Below are 12,586 nucleotides of genomic sequence, written 5' to 3'. Positions count from 1 at the left end.
GACCCGACCTGCGGCAACACCGTCGCTACCGTTCGGCACCGGTCATTCACCCTCCGTTCGTGACTTGGTCAGCGCTGGGAACTAATGTCTGGTTTTATGCGTGTCATCTACAACGAGCAAATGGCCGATCTCGCCCACCTGTTGGGCGAGATGGCCGGGCTGGCGGGCTCGGCCATGGACCGGGCCACCCAGTCGCTGCTCCAGGCCGACCTCGCTCTGGCAGAGCAGGTGATCACCGAGTCCGACCGGATCGCCGAACTGATCCAGGATGCCGAGGAACGGGCGTTCGCTCTGCTCGCGCTGCAGGCGCCGGTCGCGGGTGACCTGCGGCAGGTGGTGAGCGCGATCCAGATCGTGGCCGACGTCAACCGGATGGGCGCGCTCGCGCTGCACGTGGCCAAGGTGGCCCGGCGGCGCCACCCCAACCACGCGCTGCCCGAGGCGGTCAACGGCTACTTCGCCGAGATGGGCCGCATCGCGGTCAACATGGGCGCGGGCGCCAAAGAGGTGCTCGAGACCCGCGATCCGGAGCGCGCCGCGCAGCTCAACGAGGACGACGAGGCGATGGATGATCTGCATCGTCACCTGTTCACGCTGCTGATGGACCGCGACTGGAAGTACGGCGTCGCCGCGGCCGTCGACGTCACCCTGCTCGGCCGCTACTACGAGCGCTTCGCCGACCATGCCGTCGAGATCGGCCGCCGGGTCATCTTCTTGGTTACCGGCGTATTGCCGCCGGACCCGGACGCCGAGTCCTGATCGGGAACTGCCTGCCATCCGAACAAGATGGCAGGCAGTTTTACCTTGCGGGACTTGACGTCTCATGGGCGGGGAATGAAAGATTGGCCACGTAGCTGAGCGGTGGATGACTCGCTACGCGGATGCCGTTATGGGAGTTGCGGCACAGAGGGGGCGGACATGAAGGTCGATCCAACCGAGCTGCGCGCATTGGCCGCGTCGATGGACAAGATCAGTGGCGAGATCGCCGCGCTGAAGGTGAACACGACCATCAGCGCGCTCGGTGCCGCGCTACCCGGCTCCACCGTGACCGACGCCTGCACCACGGCCGGCGCGACCATCGAGGCCGGCTGGCTGCGAATGGCACAGCGCGGCAAGGCGATATCCAACATCGCCAAGGGCGGCGCCACCAACTACGAGGTGACCGACACCGACTTCCAGGCGAGCCTGAAGAAGCTGGGCGGCGGGCAATGAAGAGCGGCGACCAGAATCCGACCCTCAGCCAGGTCCAAAACCAATGGCAGCCTTGGAAACTCAACGAGGCCGGCGAGGAAATCAAGACGCGCAATACCGATTTCGGGACGCTGATCGATCAGACGGTCACGCAGATCCGGGACGCGGGCTCACATTGGAGCGGCGATGCCTATTACGCGGCATACGACCGGATAGCCGGAGATCGCGACACTGCCAACAAAATGGCACTGGAGACGACCGAACTCGCCAATGCGCTGATCAACGGCGGCACGACGCTCACCGGATATCGGCAGTCGTTGCTGGACAAGGTCACCGAGGCGACCACCGCCGGATTCAAAGTGTCCGACGATTGGCAGGTCACCGCGTCGGGTGACAGCTCTGACGAGGAAGACCTGCACACCCATCAGACGGCGATCACCACCGCGCTCAACGAGATGGTCGGCACCCAGGCGGGCATCGTCACTGCCATCGAGCAGGCGAATACCGCGGTGCAGACGCAGAGCTCGGCGCTCGGCGAGGGCGATCCGATCGACACGGTCACCGGCTCGCCGAAATCGACGCTGACCGCGCAGGAGATCAGCGCCGACCAGCCCGCGAGCACGGTTCCCGCGGCGACTCAGGAAAAGGCGCAGGACCAGCAGGTGCCCGTGGCGGGCAGTCCGAAGAGCGTCGTGGACGACAAGTCCGAAGTTCCGAAAACGACCGAGCAACCCAAGACGACCGAACAACCAAAAACCACCGAACAACCAAAAACCACCGAACAACCAAAAACCACCGAGCAGCCCAAAACGACCGAGCAACCAAAAACCACCGAGGAACCCAAGACCACCGAACAGCCCAAGACCACGGATCCGGCGGACACCACCAAGGTTGGGTCCGGTTCGGCCAACGACCCGAATTCCTGGACTCCGGCGAACGTCATCAGCATGGTCACCGCGGTCGGCACGATCACCGGCAATGTGCCCACCCTGATCGAGTCCATCGGCAAACTCGACGACGATTGGGACGACATCATCAAGGCAGGCGGCGAGGCAGGCAAGAACCTCGTCGACTCCGCGGGCGGCGCGGCCGAAAAGTTTGCCACCGCCGCGGACAAGATCATCACCAGCGTGGATCACGCGGTCGACAACACACCCGCCACACCGGCGACGAACAACCCCGGCGCCACCCCCGACAACCCGGCGGGCACCACCGACAAGCCCCAAACCCCGCCGTCCGACGCGCCCACCGGACAGCCCGCCGGACAACAGCCCCCGGCCAACGCCCCCGCCGGACAACAGCCCCCGGCCAACGCCCCCGCCGGACAACAACCGCCGGCCAACGCCCCCGCCGGACAACAACCTCCGTCGAACACGCCTGCCGGACAACCGCAATCGCCGGCCAACACGCACACTCAATCAGCCGAACAGGCCCCGGCCGCGAACAACCCGGCCACCTATACCGCCAACCCCGCCGCGACCACACCGGCGAGCAGCAGCCTCTTCGGCCTCCCGTCACCGACCCGCGGCAACGAATCCGATCGCGAACACCGCCCGAACAATTACGTGATCGAAACGACCGAAACCGAAGCGGCCGAACAGTAATCGGCCCGAAATAGGCGCGATACTGCAATGCGGAACCGCGCCTTAATATTTCGCGCTCACCGACCGCAAGATCACCACAAGCGAACCTTAAGCCCGGCCCGACATAATTTACATCGAGGCAAGGGAGACAACAGGATTCAGCCTCGCGCAAGCAATTCACAAAATGGAGGGGAACCATGTCACGCATCAAGCAGAGCCTGCTCACTGGCGCCACCATCGCGGCCGCGGCTTTCGCCATGACGGTCGGCGGTACCGGCCTTGCAAGCGCCAGCCCGCAGGTCGGCCAATCGCAAGGCTCGTGCACCTACACCATCGACGTCTTCCCGGTCGGCGGCGTCGACCGGGACGCGTACGGCAACGTGCATTTCATCAACATCGGCCGCAATGACAACAGCGGTGTCAACTGCCGCTACAACATCGAAATCAAGTTCCGGGTAAAGGCCACCGGCGCGACCTTCGTCGCGACCCATTCCGGGCATTCGCTGAACGACGTGCAAGAGGTCGACGGTGGCGGCCTGCGGACCTTCCAGGCCGGCCTCCAGGTGTGCACCGACAGCGGCTGCTCCCCGTGGGCTTATTCCACCATCGACCGCAACCGCTGATCCGGGAAATGCGAATGGCCCGCGCACTGCGCGGGCCATTGTTCGTATATACCAACCGATCTCGGACTAGCCGAAGCGGCCGGAGATGTAGTCCTCGGTCGCCTTCTGGCCGGGGTTGGAGAAGATCTTCTCGGTGTCGTCGATCTCGACCAGGCGGCCGGGCTTGCCCTGGGCCTCCAGGTTGAAGAAGCCGGTCTGGTCACTCACCCGGGCAGCCTGCTGCATGTTGTGGGTGACGATGACGATGGTGAATTCCTTCTTCAGCTCGGTGATCAGGTCCTCGATCGCCAGCGTGGAGATCGGGTCCAGGGCCGAACAGGGCTCGTCCATCAGCAGCACGTCCGGAGACACCGCGATCGCGCGGGCGATGCACAGTCGCTGCTGCTGACCGCCGGACAGGCCGCCACCCGGCTTGTCCAGACGGTCCTTGACCTCGTTCCAGAGGTTCGCGCCGCGCAGCGAGCGCTCGGCGACCTCGTCGAGCTCCTTCTTGTTGCGCACGCCCTGCAGCTTCAGCCCGGCCACCACGTTGTCGCGAATCGACATGGTGGGGAACGGGTTCGGGCGCTGGAACACCATGCCGATGGTGCGGCGCACGCCCACCGGGTCGACCTGCGAGCCGTAGATGTCCTCGCCGTCGAGCAGCACCGCGCCCTCGACGCGGGCGTTCGGCGTCACCTCGTGCATGCGGTTGAGCGAGCGCAGCACGGTGGACTTGCCACAGCCCGACGGGCCGATGAAGGCGGTGACGCTGCGCGGCAGCACGGTCAGGTCCACGTCGGCGACCGCGTGGAACTTTGCGTAGAAGATGTTCAGGTCTTTGACGTCGATCCGCTTGGCCATCTGAGTTTCCTATCGATTCCGCGTGAGCAGCTTGTTGACGACCGCGGCCGCCGCGTACAGCAGCGCGATGAGCAGGATCAGTGTCAGCGCCGCACCCCACACCCTGGCCCGGCCCTCCGGCTCCGGGTTCGCCAGCTCCTGGTAGATCAGCAGCGGGAGCGAGGCCATGTTGCCGTCGAAGAGGTTGGTGTTGATCGACTTGCTGTAGCCGACCAGCACCAGCACCGGCGCGGTCTCGCCCATCACACGGGCGAGCGCGAGCAGAATGCCGCTGATCATGCCGGGCAGCGCGGTCGGCACCACGATCCGCGCGATGGTCTTCCACTTCGGAATACCGAGCGCATAGGACGCCTCACGCAGCTCGTCCGGAACCAGCTTCAGCATTTCCTCGGTGCTGCGCACCACCACCGGAAGCATCAGCAGCACCAGCGCCAGTGACACCGCGAACGCGCTCTGCGGTGCGCCGAAGGTGGCGATCCACAGCGCGAAGATGAACAGCGCCGCGACAATGGACGGCACGCCCGCGAGGATGTCGACCATGAATGTGGTGGTCTTGGCCAGCATTCCGCGACCGTATTCCACCAGGTAGACAGCGGCCATGATGCCGAGTGGCACCGCGATCACCGCGGCGACCGCAGACTGCACGATGGTGCCGTAGATGGCGTGATACACGCCGCCACCGGACTGGTCGGGCAGGATACCCTTCTGCGACTTCTGCCACCAGTCAAGGGAGACAACCGATTCGAACCCCTTGCTCACCACCATGATGAGCACCCAGGCCAGCGGGATCAGCGCGATCGCGAAACACAGCCAGACCAGGCCGGTCGCGATGTTGTTGCGGATCTTGCGGCCGGTGCTGACGTCACGGAAGGTCGGCGCCTTGATCGGCTTGTCGAGCGTGGTCGTGGTCATCACCCGTTCACCCTTCCGCCCGCGGCGAGTCGCGCCAGCGCGTTGACGACGAAGGTCAGTGCGAACAAGACAAAGCCTGCCGCGATGTAGGCGCCGGTCGGCAGCGGCGAGCTGAATTCCGAAGCCGAGGCGGCGATTCGAGAGGCGAAGGTGTAGCCGCCGTCGAACAACGACCAGCCACCCGCCTTCGCCGCGGTGTGCAGCACGACGAGCACGGCGATGGTCTCACCGAGCGCACGACCGAGGCCGAGCATCGAACCGGCGATCACACCGCTGCGGCCATAGGGCAGCACGGTCATCCGGACCATCTCCCACTTCGTCGCGCCCAGCGCGTGCGCCGCCTCTATGTGCGCGGCGGGGGTGAGGTTGAAGACCTCACGCGACACCGACGTGATAATCGGCAGGATCATCACAGCGAGCACGACGCCCGCGGTGAAGATGGTGCCGCCACCGGAGATCGACACGTTGCCGTCGGCGAACAGGAAGAACCAGCTCAGGTTCTTGTTCAAGAACCGTTCGGCCGGCTCTAGCTGCGGCGCCAGCACCAGCACGCCCCACAGGCCGAATACGATCGACGGCACCGCGGCGAGCAGGTCTACCAGCATCGCGAACGGCCGGGCCAGCGGCTTCGGCGAGTAGTGCGTCAGGAACAGGGCAATGCCGACACCGATCGGCACCGCGATCACCAACGCGAACACCGCGCTCAGCACAGTGACCATGAACAGGTCTCGGATGCCGAAGCGTAGGTGGTCCGCGTTGGTGGTGTTGAACTCGGTGCTGGTGATGAAGTTGGCCTCGTTCGCCATGACCGAGGGCACCGCGCGGATCAACAGGAACAACGCGATCAGCGCGATAGCGGCGACGATGGTCGCGCCCGAAGCGGTGGCCAGAGACCGGAAGACGATCTCGGCCCGGTTGCTGTGGGCGGGACGAGCCTTTTTGGCCGGCTCGGTGCCAGGTTCACTCGACATAGGGGGAATGTCTCCGGCCGCCCGCGGGCCCGTCGAATCCGACGAGCCCGCGGCGGTCACCTCAGGGTGCACGGTCATGGCTACAACAGTGCGATCAGGAGATGGCGTTGATCGCGGTGGTCAGGCGGGTCTTGAACTTGTCCGGGATCGGGACGTACCCGGCCTCGTCGAGACCCTTCTGGCCGTTGGTGGTCGCCGAGGTCAGGAACGCCTTGACCGCCTTGGCGGTGTCCGCGTCCTTGTACTTCGAGCAGACGATCTCATAGGTGGCGAGCATGATCGGGTAGGCGCCGGCCTCGGTCGGCTTGTAGAACGAGCTGGTGTCGAGCACCAGGTCGTTGCCCTCGCCCTTGACCTTCACGCCGTCGATGGACTTGCCCGCCGAGGCCGCGGTCAGCTTGACCGGGTCCTTGCTCGCCGAGGTGATGATCTGCGCGATGGACAGGTTCTGCGACTTCGCGAACGCCCACTCGTTGTAGGTGATCGAGTTCTTGGTGCTCTTGATGGCGGCCGAGGTGCCCTCGTTGCCCTTCGCACCCTCACCGACACCGCCGGCGAACGCCTTGCCCGCGCCCTTGCCCCACGCGCCGTCGGCGGCCGCGTCCAGGTAGAGCTGGAAGTTGTCGGTGGTGCCCGACTCGTCGCTGCGGAAGATCACCGAGATCTTGTCCGAGGGCAGCTTGGCGCTCGGGTTGAGCGCCTTGATCTCCGGGGCGTCCCAGGTGGTGACGGTGCCGTTGAACACCTTGGCGGCGGTCGGGCCGTCCAGCACGAGGTCGGTGACGCCGTCGATGTTGTAGGTGATGGCGATCGGGCCGAAGACGGTCGGCAGGTTCCAGGCGGGCGCGCCGCAGCGGTCCTGCGCCTTGGTGGTCTCGTCCTTCTTCGCGTTGAGCGGCGAGTCGGAGCCGCCGAAATCGGTCTGGGCTCCGAGGAACTCGTTGACGCCCGCGCCGGAGCCGCTCGACGTGTAGTTCAGGGTGTTGCCGTCGCAGTTGGCCTCGTAGGCCGCGACGAAGCGGTCCATGGCGTTCTTCTGCGCCGAGGAGCCGCTCGCCTTGAGCGCCTTCTTGCCACCGCAGGCGATGTCCGACTTGGCAGTGGTGCCGCCGTTGCTGGTGCTGGTGTTGTCGTCGCTGCCACAGGCGGCGAGCGTCATGGCACCAACGGCCAGCACACCAACGAGGGCGCTGCTGCGCTTGAGATTCACTATTCCTCCGGAAAGGCGTCCTACTCGTCCGGTCCCTCACCTGGCCCGGACGGGTGATGTGGTGCTGTTCGCGGGGAACTCGCGCACCAGGCAGCCGTGGGCTGCCCACCAATCAACGTAAAGTCACGTGGTTGACAGTTGGACCGACCTGAGTGAACGGCGAGTGAACAGGCAAGCGCGATTGAGCCCGTTATGTGTGACATTTGCCGCAGTTTTACTCAGACGCCCCCGACGGGGCCCCTGCTATTCAGCTGAGGCCGCCGAATAGGCGACATCGATGTGCGCCGGAGTGAACCCGAGCCGGGTGTAGGTATGCACCGCGGCGGTGTTGTCGGCCTCGGTGTAGAGCAACACCTCGGCGAGGCCGCGTTCGCGCAGATGATGCAGGCCGACCAGGGTCAGCAGCCGGCCAAGCCCGCGGCCCTGCGCGGCCGGATCGATGCCGACCACATAGACCTCGCCGACCGCCGGGTTCTCGTCGTAATGCACCTTGGTCCAATGGAATCCGAGGACGCGGCCGGGATCGGCGGTGTCCGTCGCGAGGAACAGGCCCTTCGGGTCGAACCAGGACTCGGCGCGGCGTACCTCGATATCGCGTTCGGTCCAGCCGCCCTGCTCCGGATGCCAGGCGAACGCGGCGTTGTTCACGCGCAGGATTTCGGCGTCGTCGGCGGGCCCCGCGTAGGTGCGGATGGTCACCCGGCCGCGAGCCGTGATTTCGGGTAGCTCGGGCGTTGCCAGGGGTCGGCGCATCTGCCAGAGCTCGCGCGCGGTGCGCAATTCGAGCCGGGCCGCGACCGCCTCGGCGGCGGGCAGATTTCCGTGTGCCCAGACCCGGGTGCCCGGTCCGCCCTCGGCAAGTGCCGCGGCGACCAAACCGGCGCCGATGCCGTGCCCGCGGGCCGGCGGATCGACCGCGACCTCGGCCATCGCCGGGTGTTCGCCATGGGCCGGAACGAGATTCGCGTAACCCGCGATCGCGTCGTCGCGCACGGCGATCAGATGCCGCACCGCGGGGTCATCGCCCGCGCTCAGCGACAGGATGGCCTGTTCGGAAACCGGGGCCACGCCGTCGGCGGCGACCGCGCGTTCGAGCAGTTGCCGGACGTCCGCGGCGGCGGCCGCATCCAGCCGCTCGGTCCACTCTGTTGCCACGCCGTTCATCGGGCTCCATTCCTCGCGCTCGGCGGCATCCCGAGTGGGAGCCCTACCCGGACAACGTCATTGCGCAGCCCAGCATTTCGCGACCGGCCGAAGCCGATCCGCGTCTCGATCGCGGTGCGTCGAACACCGCGTCCGGCGCGCTGAACGCGACGCGAACACATAATGACGCGACGGTGTTTCGGATTGTTCGGCGGGCCCGCCGAACTCACTGCACGGAGCCGTTGACCGGAGCGAGCGGCGCGTCGTCGGTGCCCTCCGGCTCGTCCTCCGGAACGGGCGCCGAGTCGCCCTTGGTCGCCGTCCGCGACGGGCGCACCGCCTTGTAGCCGACGTTGCGCACGGTGCCGATGAGCGATTCGTACTCGCTGCCGAGCTTGGCCCGCAGCCGCCGGACGTGCACGTCGACCGTGCGGGTGCCGCCGAAGAAGTCGTAGCCCCATACCTCTTGCAGCAGCTGGGCCCGGGTGAACACCCGGCCCGCGTGCTGCGCGAGATACTTGAGCAGCTCGAATTCCTTGTAGGTCAGGTCGAGCGGACGACCGCGCAGCCGGGCGGTGTAGGTGCCCTCGTCGATCACCAGCTCGCCCAGGGTGATCTTGCCGGAGTTCTCCGGGCTGGCCACGCCGCCGTTGCGGCCGACCAGCAGGCGCAGCCGGGCGTCCAGCTCGGCCGGCCCGGTGCCGGGCAGCAGGATGTCGTCGAGTCCCCAGTCGGCGTTCACCGCGACCAGGCCACCCTCGGTGAGCACGGCGACCACCGGCACCGACGACCCGGTGCTGCCGAGCAGGCGGCACAGGCCGCGCGCGGCGGCCAGGTCGGTCCGGGCGTCGACCAATGCGACGTCCGCGGTCCCCGCCTCCAGCAGCGAACTGACCTCGGTCGGCGCCGGACGCACGTTGTGCGCCAGCAACGACAGCGAGGGCAACACCGCGTCGGGGTTGGGGTCGGAGGTCAGCAGGAGTAGCTCCACAAGCTCTCCTCCCATCTCGTAGCTCCGTTGGACAACAGCCGCACTGCCGGGGGCCACGTCGCTGATCACAGGTAATTCGGATGCAAGATTAGCGCGTCAACCCCGATGACCTCGCCATCCGGGTCGCCGAGCCACGCCGAGTGATATGTCTGATACCAGAAATGCACTGTCGCGCCTGCTTCCCGATGCGACGACGCCCGCAACCGCTCTATAAGGTTCAGCAATGCGCAAGCTCATCATCGGGCTGCTGATTCTCGCGGGACTGGCAGTGGTCATTGATTTCAGCGTCGCCGCCTATTCGGAATACCGGGTCTCGCGCGCGCTGCGCCAGGGCACCGATCTGCCCGCCGATCCCGCGGTCGCGATCCGCGGTGTTTCCTTCCTCGTGCAGGCCGCGGGCGGTCGCTATGACGATGTCTGGATCCGGGCGAGCGGCAATCTTCCGCATACGCCGGGGGAATACGAATTCGAGGCGAATCTGACCGGCGTGCGGATCCCGCTGCACGATCTGGTCGACGGCAGCCTGAAAGACGTGCCCGCGGAGCAGGTCGACAGTTCGCTGCGGATCGGGCCGACCGAGCTCGGCCGCTTGTTCACCATCCCCGACCTGCAGGTGAAGGGCCCGCCGCAGCGGGACAAGTCCGACGGCACGGGCGGATCCGGCGGCTCCGGCATGACCTCGACCGACGACGAACCGCTGTGCCTGTTCGGCAGCCTGCCGGAATTGCCGAGCGCCCAGTACGGCACCGACAAGGTCTTCGTGCAGGCCGACCTGTCCCTCGACGGTGACCAGGTGAAAGTCGTCGCGACCGGCTTCTGCCCGCAGGCGGGCAACGACAAGACCATCCCCGAGGAGGCCATCCCGGCGGCCACTCGCTCGGCGGTGCTCGCGCGCTTCACCCGTACTATCGACATCAAGGAATTGCCGTTCGGTGTCCATCCCACCAAGGTGAGCGCGCAAGGCGGATGGATCGTAGTGGAGGGCAAGGGCGTGAACGTGACGATCGACCTCGACCGATTGCAGCGATCATGATCGAAATCACAATTCTGGCAGTGATGTTGCTGGCCGCGCTGGCGGTGGGCGTTCTCCTGCGCCGCCGCGACGGCAAAGTCCGCGCCGCCGACGTCACCGAAACCCGCTCGGCCCGGGCCGATCTGCTCGCCGCCGTCGGCGTGACCGGCTCGGTGCCCGCGGTGCTGCACTTCTCCGCGGACTGGTGCGGGCCCTGTGCCGCGGTGCGCCGCGTCGTCGCCGACGTCACCGGCCAGCTGGCCGAGTCCGCGCAGCCGCCGCTGGACATCGAGGTCGACATCGACGCCGAGCCGGTGCTGGCCAAAGAACTGAACGTGCTCTCGCTGCCGACCACGTTCGTCTTCGATAGTGAAGGCCGCGAACGCTTTCGGATCTCCGGCGTGCCGAAGGTGACCGATCTGCGTTCCGCGCTCGAGCCGCTGACGCTCGCCGCTTAGCCGCCTTGACAGGATTCCCGGGCAGCTGTGATCAACCCGGGGTCCTTTTCTCCCGCCCGATTAGGTAAACTGCATTCGTGCTTTACAACCACGAGCTGATGCTCACCCGACGCCGCACAGTTGATCTGTGCCGCCTCGGTGGTTGTTGCTGCCTGTGCCGCTGAGCGGTCGGCTTTCCCAGATTTCCTGACGCCGACCTCTGTCCGCCGTGCGAGTGATCTCGATGATCCCCCGGCGAACTGGCAATTTTCCAGCCATCAGTCGCATCCAGCGCAGGAGTACGCACAATGTCCACCGAAATCGGTAAAACTTCGCAGAATCAGTCAATTGCCAACGGGCAGGTCGATGTTCGCGGACCCCGCTTCGCCGCGTGGGTCACCACCGCCGTCCTCGTTCTGGTGCTGATCGCAGCCATCTTCTCCCCCATCGCCGCCGCGATACTCATCGCCATTCAGGCCGTCGTCTTCGCGATCGGCGCCGCCTACGGTCCGCGCAAGCATCCGTACGGCCGGATCTACGCGAAGTTCGTCGCGCCCCGGGTGGCCCCGACCACCGAGACCGAACCCGTGCCGCCGCTGAAGTTCGCGCAGCTGCTTGGCCTGGTCTTCGCGGCGGTCTCCCTGCTGGGCTTCGCGCTCGGCTCCACAGTTGTCGGCGCGGTCTTCGCCGGCTTTGCCCTGTTCGCCGCGTTCTTGAACGCGGCGTTCGGGATCTGCCTGGGTTGCCAGATCTATCCCCTGGTCGCCCGTTTCCGCCGGATTACCCCGTCCCCGGCACCGAACTGATCCGCAAGTCATCTCTGAAAGGAACAACATGGCTCGCTCCGATGTCCTGGTCTCCGTGGACTGGGCCGAAGAGAACCTCAACGCCCCCGGCATCGTCTTCGTCGAGGTCGACGAGGACACCTCCGCCTATGACGGTGGCCACATCGAAGGTGCCGTCCGGCTCGACTGGAAGAAGGACCTGCAGGATCAAGTTCGTCGTGACTTCGTGAACCAGGAGCAGTTCTCCGATCTGCTCTCGGCGCGCGGCATCTCGAACGACGACGAGGTAGTCCTGTACGGCGGCAACAACAACTGGTTCGCCGCGTACGCCTACTGGTACTTCAAGCTGTACGGCCACAACAACGTCAAGCTGCTCGACGGTGGCCGCAAGAAGTGGGAACTGGACGGCCGCCCGCTGTCCACCGACGGCGTCAGCCGCCCGGCCACCCAGTACAAGGCCGCCGCCCCCGACGTGACCATCCGCGCGTTCCGCGACGAGGTCATCGCCGCCATCGGCACCAAGAACCTGGTCGACGTCCGTTCGCCCGACGAGTTCTCCGGCAAGATCCTGGCGCCCGCGCACCTGCCGCAGGAGCAGAGCCAGCGTCCCGGCCACATCCCCACCGCGATCAACGTGCCGTGGAGCAAGGCCGCGAACGAGGACGGCACCTTCAAGTCCGACGACGAGCTCACCGAGATCTACCAGGAAGCGGGCTTGGACGGCGAGAAGGAGACCATCGCCTACTGCCGCATCGGTGAGCGTTCCTCGCACACCTGGTTCGTGCTGCAGGAACTGCTCGGCCACAGCAATGTCAAGAACTACGACGGGAGCTGGACCGAATACGGCTCCCTCGTCGGTGCACCGATCGAGTTGGGAGCGTAAAT

General features: G+C 66.1%; 14 protein-coding genes. 8 read left to right on the top strand and 6 right to left on the bottom strand.

Going from position 1 to position 12,586, the window contains the following annotated elements; all coding sequences use genetic code 11:
• Positions 1–96: 96 nt before the first annotated feature.
• The 4 genes from phoU to F3087_RS21910 all read left to right on the top strand — a co-directional run bounded on the left by phoU (position 97) and on the right by F3087_RS21910 (position 3,397).
• Positions 97–759 (top strand): phosphate signaling complex protein PhoU, encoded by a 663-nt coding sequence (gene phoU / locus F3087_RS21925; protein WP_150403891.1) that lies wholly within the window; start codon positions 97–99, stop codon positions 757–759.
• Between the two features lie 159 nt (positions 760–918).
• Positions 919–1,212: a type VII secretion target gene (locus F3087_RS21920; RefSeq protein ID WP_150403890.1), complete on the top strand. Its 294-nt coding sequence runs from the start codon at positions 919–921 to the stop codon at positions 1,210–1,212.
• Positions 1,209–2,795 (top strand): hypothetical protein, encoded by a 1,587-nt coding sequence (locus F3087_RS21915; RefSeq protein WP_150403889.1) that lies wholly within the window; start codon positions 1,209–1,211, stop codon positions 2,793–2,795. Before F3087_RS21920 ends, F3087_RS21915 begins: the two co-directional genes overlap by 4 nt.
• 176 nt (positions 2,796–2,971) lie before the next feature.
• Positions 2,972–3,397: a hypothetical protein gene (locus tag F3087_RS21910; RefSeq protein WP_150403888.1), complete on the top strand. Its 426-nt coding sequence runs from the start codon at positions 2,972–2,974 to the stop codon at positions 3,395–3,397.
• Positions 3,398–3,463: 66 nt separating this feature from the next.
• On the opposite strand, the gene pstB is transcribed toward F3087_RS21910, so the two are convergent.
• The 6 genes from pstB to F3087_RS21880 form a co-directional block, all read right to left on the bottom strand.
• Complete coding sequence (gene pstB / locus F3087_RS21905) at positions 3,464–4,240, bottom strand: phosphate ABC transporter ATP-binding protein PstB (protein WP_150403887.1); 777 nt, start codon at positions 4,238–4,240, stop codon at positions 3,464–3,466.
• Positions 4,241–4,249: 9 nt separating this feature from the next.
• Positions 4,250–5,152: a phosphate ABC transporter permease PstA gene (gene pstA / locus F3087_RS21900; RefSeq protein ID WP_150403886.1), complete on the bottom strand. Its 903-nt coding sequence runs from the start codon at positions 5,150–5,152 to the stop codon at positions 4,250–4,252.
• Positions 5,152–6,123 carry a phosphate ABC transporter permease subunit PstC gene (gene pstC, locus F3087_RS21895; protein WP_223885256.1) on the bottom strand — a complete coding sequence of 324 codons (972 nt, stop codon included), beginning with the start codon at positions 6,121–6,123 and terminating at the stop codon, positions 5,152–5,154. Before pstC ends, pstA begins: the two co-directional genes overlap by 1 nt.
• Before the next feature lie 94 nt (positions 6,124–6,217).
• The gene (gene pstS / locus F3087_RS21890; RefSeq protein WP_150403884.1) at positions 6,218–7,333 is read right to left on the bottom strand and encodes a phosphate ABC transporter substrate-binding protein PstS; all 1,116 of its coding nucleotides are present in this window, start codon (positions 7,331–7,333) and stop codon (positions 6,218–6,220) included.
• Positions 7,334–7,576: 243 nt separating this feature from the next.
• Positions 7,577–8,497, bottom strand: coding sequence for a mycothiol synthase (gene mshD / locus F3087_RS21885; RefSeq protein ID WP_150403883.1), 921 nt, complete (start codon positions 8,495–8,497; stop codon positions 7,577–7,579).
• A gap of 205 nt (positions 8,498–8,702) precedes the next feature.
• The gene (locus F3087_RS21880) at positions 8,703–9,467 is read right to left on the bottom strand and encodes a winged helix-turn-helix transcriptional regulator (protein ID WP_150404010.1); all 765 of its coding nucleotides are present in this window, start codon (positions 9,465–9,467) and stop codon (positions 8,703–8,705) included.
• A gap of 223 nt (positions 9,468–9,690) precedes the next feature.
• Between F3087_RS21880 and F3087_RS21875 the strand changes: the two genes are divergently transcribed.
• From F3087_RS21875 to F3087_RS21860, 4 genes are all read left to right on the top strand, one after another.
• Complete coding sequence (locus F3087_RS21875) at positions 9,691–10,500, top strand: LmeA family phospholipid-binding protein (protein WP_150403882.1); 810 nt, start codon at positions 9,691–9,693, stop codon at positions 10,498–10,500.
• Positions 10,497–10,937 (top strand): thioredoxin family protein, encoded by a 441-nt coding sequence (locus tag F3087_RS21870; RefSeq protein ID WP_150403881.1) that lies wholly within the window; start codon positions 10,497–10,499, stop codon positions 10,935–10,937. The genes F3087_RS21875 and F3087_RS21870 overlap by 4 nt, the downstream gene beginning before the upstream one ends.
• A gap of 287 nt (positions 10,938–11,224) precedes the next feature.
• The gene (locus tag F3087_RS21865; RefSeq protein WP_150403880.1) at positions 11,225–11,722 is read left to right on the top strand and encodes a DUF4395 domain-containing protein; all 498 of its coding nucleotides are present in this window, start codon (positions 11,225–11,227) and stop codon (positions 11,720–11,722) included.
• A 28-nt stretch (positions 11,723–11,750) separates the two neighbouring features.
• Positions 11,751–12,584 carry a sulfurtransferase gene (locus F3087_RS21860; RefSeq protein ID WP_150403879.1) on the top strand — a complete coding sequence of 278 codons (834 nt, stop codon included), beginning with the start codon at positions 11,751–11,753 and terminating at the stop codon, positions 12,582–12,584.
• Positions 12,585–12,586 lie beyond the last annotated feature (2 nt).

This window comes from Nocardia colli (assembly GCF_008704205.1).
Taxonomy (GTDB): Bacteria; Actinomycetota; Actinomycetes; order Mycobacteriales; family Mycobacteriaceae; genus Nocardia; species Nocardia colli.
The sequence above is the reverse complement of the archived record's forward strand: the minus strand, read 5'-3'. Positions and strand labels throughout refer to the sequence as shown.

What these genes read in the sequence shown, in the direction of transcription:
- F3087_RS21920 (WP_150403890.1), top strand. Translation starts at nt 919, where the DNA reads ATGAAGGTCGATCCAACCGAGCTGCGCGCATTGGCCGCGTCGATGGAC.
- F3087_RS21915 (WP_150403889.1), top strand. Translation starts at nt 1,209, where the DNA reads ATGAAGAGCGGCGACCAGAATCCGACCCTCAGCCAGGTCCAAAACCAA.
- pstA (WP_150403886.1), bottom strand. Translation starts at nt 5,152, where the DNA reads ATGACCACGACCACGCTCGACAAGCCGATCAAGGCGCCGACCTTCCGT.
- F3087_RS21870 (WP_150403881.1), top strand. Translation starts at nt 10,497, where the DNA reads ATGATCGAAATCACAATTCTGGCAGTGATGTTGCTGGCCGCGCTGGCG.
- F3087_RS21860 (WP_150403879.1), top strand. Translation starts at nt 11,751, where the DNA reads ATGGCTCGCTCCGATGTCCTGGTCTCCGTGGACTGGGCCGAAGAGAAC.
- F3087_RS21865 (WP_150403880.1), top strand. Translation starts at nt 11,225, where the DNA reads ATGTCCACCGAAATCGGTAAAACTTCGCAGAATCAGTCAATTGCCAAC.
- F3087_RS21910 (WP_150403888.1), top strand. Translation starts at nt 2,972, where the DNA reads ATGTCACGCATCAAGCAGAGCCTGCTCACTGGCGCCACCATCGCGGCC.
- pstC (WP_223885256.1), bottom strand. Translation starts at nt 6,123, where the DNA reads ATGTCGAGTGAACCTGGCACCGAGCCGGCCAAAAAGGCTCGTCCCGCC.
- phoU (WP_150403891.1), top strand. Translation starts at nt 97, where the DNA reads ATGCGTGTCATCTACAACGAGCAAATGGCCGATCTCGCCCACCTGTTG.
- mshD (WP_150403883.1), bottom strand. Translation starts at nt 8,497, where the DNA reads ATGAACGGCGTGGCAACAGAGTGGACCGAGCGGCTGGATGCGGCCGCC.
- pstB (WP_150403887.1), bottom strand. Translation starts at nt 4,240, where the DNA reads ATGGCCAAGCGGATCGACGTCAAAGACCTGAACATCTTCTACGCAAAG.
- F3087_RS21875 (WP_150403882.1), top strand. Translation starts at nt 9,691, where the DNA reads ATGCGCAAGCTCATCATCGGGCTGCTGATTCTCGCGGGACTGGCAGTG.